At 25.1% G+C, this 6004-nt stretch carries 7 protein-coding genes; 5 read left to right on the top strand and 2 right to left on the bottom strand.

What is annotated here, in order from left to right:
• Positions 1 to 795: 795 nt before the first annotated feature.
• Entirely contained in the window at positions 796 to 1575 is a 780-nt protein-coding gene (locus HUJ77_RS13965; protein ID WP_291709624.1) for a DUF4489 domain-containing protein, read from the top strand.
• On the opposite strand, the gene HUJ77_RS13960 is transcribed toward HUJ77_RS13965, so the two are convergent.
• Complete coding sequence (locus HUJ77_RS13960; RefSeq protein ID WP_291709622.1) at positions 1576 to 1806, bottom strand: hypothetical protein; 231 nt, start codon at positions 1804 to 1806, stop codon at positions 1576 to 1578.
• A 159-nt stretch (positions 1807 to 1965) separates the two neighbouring features.
• On the opposite strand from HUJ77_RS13960, the gene HUJ77_RS13955 reads away from it, so the two are divergent.
• The 4 genes from HUJ77_RS13955 to HUJ77_RS13940 all read left to right on the top strand — a co-directional run bounded on the left by HUJ77_RS13955 (position 1966) and on the right by HUJ77_RS13940 (position 5209).
• A complete protein-coding gene (locus HUJ77_RS13955; RefSeq protein ID WP_291709620.1) occupies positions 1966 to 3363 on the top strand; it encodes a hypothetical protein in 1398 nt (465 codons plus the stop codon).
• 228 nt (positions 3364 to 3591) lie between these two features.
• Positions 3592 to 3801, top strand: coding sequence for a hypothetical protein (locus HUJ77_RS13950; protein ID WP_291709619.1), 210 nt, complete (start codon positions 3592 to 3594; stop codon positions 3799 to 3801).
• A gap of 121 nt (positions 3802 to 3922) precedes the next feature.
• The gene (locus tag HUJ77_RS13945; protein WP_291709617.1) at positions 3923 to 4438 is read left to right on the top strand and encodes a ferritin; all 516 of its coding nucleotides are present in this window, start codon (positions 3923 to 3925) and stop codon (positions 4436 to 4438) included.
• A gap of 96 nt (positions 4439 to 4534) precedes the next feature.
• Positions 4535 to 5209 (top strand): nuclease-related domain-containing protein, encoded by a 675-nt coding sequence (locus tag HUJ77_RS13940; RefSeq protein WP_291709615.1) that lies wholly within the window; start codon positions 4535 to 4537, stop codon positions 5207 to 5209.
• 106 nt (positions 5210 to 5315) lie between these two features.
• On the opposite strand, the gene HUJ77_RS13935 is transcribed toward HUJ77_RS13940, so the two are convergent.
• Positions 5316 to 5942 carry a phage antirepressor KilAC domain-containing protein gene (locus HUJ77_RS13935; RefSeq protein WP_291709613.1) on the bottom strand — a complete coding sequence of 209 codons (627 nt, stop codon included), beginning with the start codon at positions 5940 to 5942 and terminating at the stop codon, positions 5316 to 5318.
• Between the last annotated feature and the right edge of the window lie 62 nt (positions 5943 to 6004).

Here is a 6004-nt window from a genome sequence, read left to right as displayed (position 1 = left end):
AAGTTAGTTTTTATATATAAATTTAGTAAATAAAATAACCAAATTAAGTGTTTAATTTCATAAGATAATTATTATCAATACTATTTAAATATTATTAAGCTGTAAATTAATTGATTCGTATTTTAAATTCTTTAAACTATTTTGGGGATACCTCATTCTATAGCAATCTCTATTTATATTTAACATATATGAATTATAATTAATTCTATTAATTATTTCTATCGTTATTACTATATCGTTAAAAACTCCTCTAATTTACTAAAAGATAAGTTTATTGTTATACTAGTTTATTTTCCACCTATTTTTATTGCTAGATTTATAAAGAATAATTCAATTCATTCCTTATATGAATAAATGAATCTAAGCATCTAAATTTATTAAATCATATTTCTCTATTTTTTCTTAAAATAGGTTTAAATTTTTGTTAAGAATGATGATTTTAACTGTATTATAAACATAGAAATATAGTAAAAAGCTTATAACATTAAATATTAGTAACTTAAGATATCCCTTATTAGTAGTTTTTTATGATTTTTAATTAAGAAGTCTTTTAAAATTTCTAAGTTATTTAATAATAATTTTAAGTTAAAAAAATAGAAATTCTATATATGTATACTTTTTTATTATTCTATATGAAATTAATATAATTATTTATACCTTATTCAATTAAAATAAAGAAAAAATATACACTTAACATATAGTAACTTAGTATAACCAACATAATATAATATATTATCAATTAATAAAAATATAGTTATTTTTATTATAGCCAATATTTAAATTGGAGGTCTTTTTATGAATTCATTATCATGTGGTGAACTTAAAGATGAGTTGAATCACGGCTGTACTGATAATAATATTAATATAGAACATGGATATACAGGTTCAGCACTAATACCTAATGGTGCTGAAGTAGGAACATCTTATATTATTTCTTCTATAGATGTAAAGAATATAAATATAAGATTATTAGAATTTGCTTGTAATATAATTAACACTAATTTTATTGGAAATATAAGCTTTCAAATATTTAAGATTTTTAATGATAACTCTAAAGCTATTCCAGTTGAACCACCTTGGATAGTATCATTTCCAGTTGCAAATACTGGAGCAGATATTATCTCATTCTTTGTTTGTGATGATTTTTGTTCAAATAAAGGCAACTATATTGTAAAAGCTACTATTATTAGTAGTTCATTTCGTAGTCTCTCTATAACAGATATAGTTGGCGGAAATGATAATGTAACTTTAATAGGCCCTGCTACCTTTTTTACTGGTAATACTGTTTTTAATATTTTTCCTGGTGATACTTTTACCTTAAATAACCTTAACGGTAATATAAATATAATGGGTTCCTACGGTGACATTTCTAGATTTGGTAATACTTTGATTGTTGATAACATTGAAGAGGGAAGCTTTATATTTACTGAACTACCTGGATTTAATAATATTTCTCTTATAAATGGAACATTAAGATTAACAGTTACACCTTTTAATGGAGAGACAATAGAAAAAGCTGTTACTAGCGGATCCAGTGTTATTACAAATGGAATTTTCGCAGCTTTATCTTCTTAATTATATATTCTTTTTATATCTTCTTAATATTACTGTAAAATATATAGCTAAAAATAATAGTAAAAGTGAAAGAAAAAAGTGCCCTTCACTATTTTCATTAATACTTTGGGAATTTGTATCTTCAAATATAAAATATAAAAAACTTATAAATGATACAACTAAAGATATATACTTTAAAATAGTTACAGCCTTATAATTATCTTTATCAATAGTATAAAAATCTTTAAACAAATCTATCAATCCTTACACAAAATTTTTATCTTTTATAATTCTTTACATTTTAGATGATATTATACACCACAATACTATTTTTATTGACAAATAATCTGTAACTAAGCCATTATAATTATCATAATTTATACTAGAGTAATTTATAGAGTGGAGAAATACATGATTAACTTAACATTAACACCACTACATTACATTTATCTTGGTTTAATAATAATTATTATAGTGGCTATGGTAAAGAAAAAAGATATATCTCTTATTTGTATAGCTGGTATATTTATCTTAGGTTTAATTGGAACAGGGTCTATTTCTAAGGCAGCCATGGGAATCTTTAATAGCTTTGTTTATGCAACAAAGGAGCTAATGCCAACTATATTTATTATTTCTGTTATAACTGCCATGAGTGGTATTTTAATGGATTCTGGTATAAATGATGAATTAGTTTCTCCTTTTAAGGGAGTAATTAAAAATTATTGGATTGCTTACTGGGTAATTGGTATATCTATGATGATTTTGTCTTGGTTTTTCTGGCCATCACCAGCAGTTGCACTTGTAGGTGCTTTATTTTTACCTTTAGCTAAGAAAGCAGGTCTTCCAGCTATAGGTGTAGCTATGGCTATGAATCTATTTGGACATGGAATTGCTTTATCAAGTGATTATATTATCCAAGCAGCACCAAAGCTTACTGCAGATGCAGCAGGAATACCTGTATCAAGTGTAATTACAGCTAGTATTCCTTTAACAATTACTATGGGACTTGTAACTACTATTGCTGGGTTTTATTTTTTAAGAAAAGATATGAAGTTAGGAGTATTATCAACTGAATATAAAATTGAAGAAAAAGAAGAAGCTACAGAAAATAAAATGCTAATATCTTCAAAGAAATTAAGAAGATTATTAGCTTTATTAATTTTAGTGTTATTTGCTTTAGATATAGTTGTAATGTTTATAGCAAATTTGCAAGGTGGAGATGCAACTGCTCTTATTGGAGGTACTGCAGTATTTATATTATGTTTAATATCTATAATTTCATATAAAAAGCAAGCTCTTGAAAAAGTAACTGATGATCTTGTTAAGGGCTTACAATTTGGCTTTAAAATATTTGGAATAGTTATACCAGTAGCTGCTTTCTTTTATTTAGGTGATTCAGCTTTCAATGAAATATATGCTAATATACTTCCTAAAGCTTCTCATGGAATAGTAAATGATTTAGGTTTAGCTCTTGCTAATATAGTACCTTTAAACTCAGCAATATCATCAAGTACCCTTACTATAGTAGGTGCTATTACAGGCTTAGATGGTTCTGGTTTTTCTGGTATATCTTTAGTTGGATCAGTTGCACAAATCTTCTCAACTGCCTTAGGTGGGGGAATAGCAACTCTTACAGCATTAGGTCAATTAGCAGGGATATGGGTAGGTGGTGGAACATTAGTACCTTGGGCTGTAATACCAGTTGCTGCAATATGCGGAGTGGATCCTTTTGAACTTACTAAGAAAAATTTCAAACCTGTTGTTATTGGGCTAGTTGTAACAACTATAGTAGCAATATTTTTAATATAAATTAATAAAAACATGATATTGTAATTAAATTAATTGCAGTATCATGTTTTTATTTATTATTCATAATTTCATTATTTTTATTTAAAGTGAATCAATAAATCATAGCTAATCAAATTATAAAATAGTAGTAAAATTGTATAAATTTAGTTGAAGAATCTATATGTTTGAAGATATAATAAATATATAAAGATAATTTAAATGGTATTAATCAACTGTGGGGTGACAAAAATGGTAGAATTTTTAGTTATAACTGATATTAATACATATGATGAAGATATAGGATACTGCGGAATAAATGAAATTGAAGCTTATAAACAGTATAAAAAATTTAAGACTAGACATAAAAGAGTAAACATTGTAAGAGCTGAAGTTGAAAAAATAGTAATAAGAAATATTGAGTTTATAAGTGATTATAAAATTATAGAAACTATAAAATAGCTTTTAAGTATATTAGATAAGTTCCTTAAATTAAATTTATTAACATATTATTGTAAAAACTATAAATAAAGGTATAAAATATAAGAGAGATAAATTTTATACAGAGGAGGGGACATATTTTATGTTAAGTAAAAAATTACAAGAAGAATTAAATGAGCAAATTAATTTTGAATTTTATTCTTCATATTTCTATCTTGCTATGGCTGGATATTGTGAATCTATAGATTTAAATGGCTTTGCTAATTTCTTTAGAGTGCAAGCAAAAGAAGAGTTAGATCATGCAATGAAATTCTATGATTATGTTTATCAAAAGAATGGAACAGTTAAATTAGAGCAAATAGATAAACCTAATGGGGATTTTGAGGGAGTAATTAATGTTTTTGAAAAGGCATATAATCATGAACAATTAGTTACTAAAAGGATATATAATCTAACAGATATTGCATACGAAGAAAGGGAACACTCTACTATAAGTTTATTGAAATGGTTTATAGATGAGCAAGTAGAAGAGGAAAATAACTTTAATTCATTGCTAAAAAGAGTTAGAAGGATAGAAGATAATCCAGCAGGAATTTATTTAATGGATGATGAATTAGCTACAAGGGTTTATACACCAATTCCAAATACAAATAATTAATTATATATAGAAGTCCTTTATGGGCTTCTTTTTTTGCATTTAAATACATTATTTTATTAATTTTAGAAATACTAACATATAAAGGAGGGAAAAATAATGACAGATATTAAATTTTTAATTTTATTTTTACTTTTTTTATGTGTATTAAATTATTTTACTAATAGAAAAAATAAGAAACTACAGGACTCTAAACAAGATTATTTAGATAAAAAAGGAAAAGAAGGAGAAGATGATATTTTATCTACCCTAGGTAAATATAAGCATGGTGGCTATATATATCAAAATGTATTTATACCAATAGATAGCAATAAATATACTGAAATAGATATTTTATTAGTAAATAGGTATGGTATTTTTGTTATTGAAAGTAAGAATTGGAAGGGTAAAGTATATGGAGAAAAGAGTAGTAAGAAGTGGATTTTAGATTCAAAATATGATGAATATGAAATGGATAATCCATATATTCAAAATGAATATCATTTAAAAAGATTAAAGGAGTATTTAAAATTAAAGAATTGTAAATATTATTCTATTGTTGTTTTTGGTTATGATACAGATCTTTATTTTGAAGAAGATGAAAAACCAAGTTCAGTAATTGGAATAAGAGATATAGATAACTATATGGAAGAGGTTAATACTAGTAAAGATATATTAACTAATAATGATATTAGCTATATAAATCAAAAAATTGAATCTTGTATAAACAAAGATAATGACTTTAAAGAAAAACATATCGAAAGAATTAAGGATATTAAAAAAAGGACTGTTTAAAAATATATCACTAGGATTATAAATATTATGAGTAAAGTAACAAAAAGAGGATATAGTAGATTTTTAAATAATCTTACTACAGCCTCTTCTTTTTATAGGTTAAACATTATTTTATTTCTATTAAAGGGATTATATCTAGCTTTTCCTTTAAGGTTTTATAAATGAACTCTCGTCCTTTTTCTGTCCAGTAGGTTACAACTACAGCTTTTCCACTAGCAGTGCTAATAGTCTTAGAGTGAGTATATCCTTCTTTAGCATAATCTTGATATAACACCCATTTGTTGCCTAACCTATATTGAACCTTTAATGCATTAAGTAATTTATTCATCTTTAATCCTGACATACCATAATCCTTTGATATAAAGGTAATAGGCATAAGTAGGCTTTCATCCTTAACATCCTCTTCTATAGTCTTCACTTTATTATTAGCTCTTATATATGGGAGTATATCTTCAAAAATCCATTTCTCAAATTTATCAGCATAAGGTAATTTAGAATTTAAGATAAGCTTGTACAAATCAACTTCTGTTAAAAAGAAAGCTTCTTTAATACCTCCATTTGTTTGAACCTTATGTTTAAAGTAGTTATCTGTATTATTCTTTATTGCCTTAACTGGATCTGAATATCCTAAAATTAAAGCACAAGGCTTTCCTTGAAAATATTCTATACCATTAATAACAAGTATTTTTATTTCTCCAAAGATATCATTTTTAAAAATTAATAACTTTTCCATTTATCTAACCTCCGCATATTAATTTAGATATTTATTAAAATATCCTTCTAACTTAGTTTCTT

The sequence above is a fragment of the Clostridium sp. genome, assembly GCF_021443865.1.
In the GTDB taxonomy this organism is placed as follows: Bacteria; Bacillota; Clostridia; order Clostridiales; family Clostridiaceae; genus Clostridium.
Note: the sequence above shows the minus strand (reverse complement) of the source record. Positions and strands in the feature narration are given on the sequence as shown.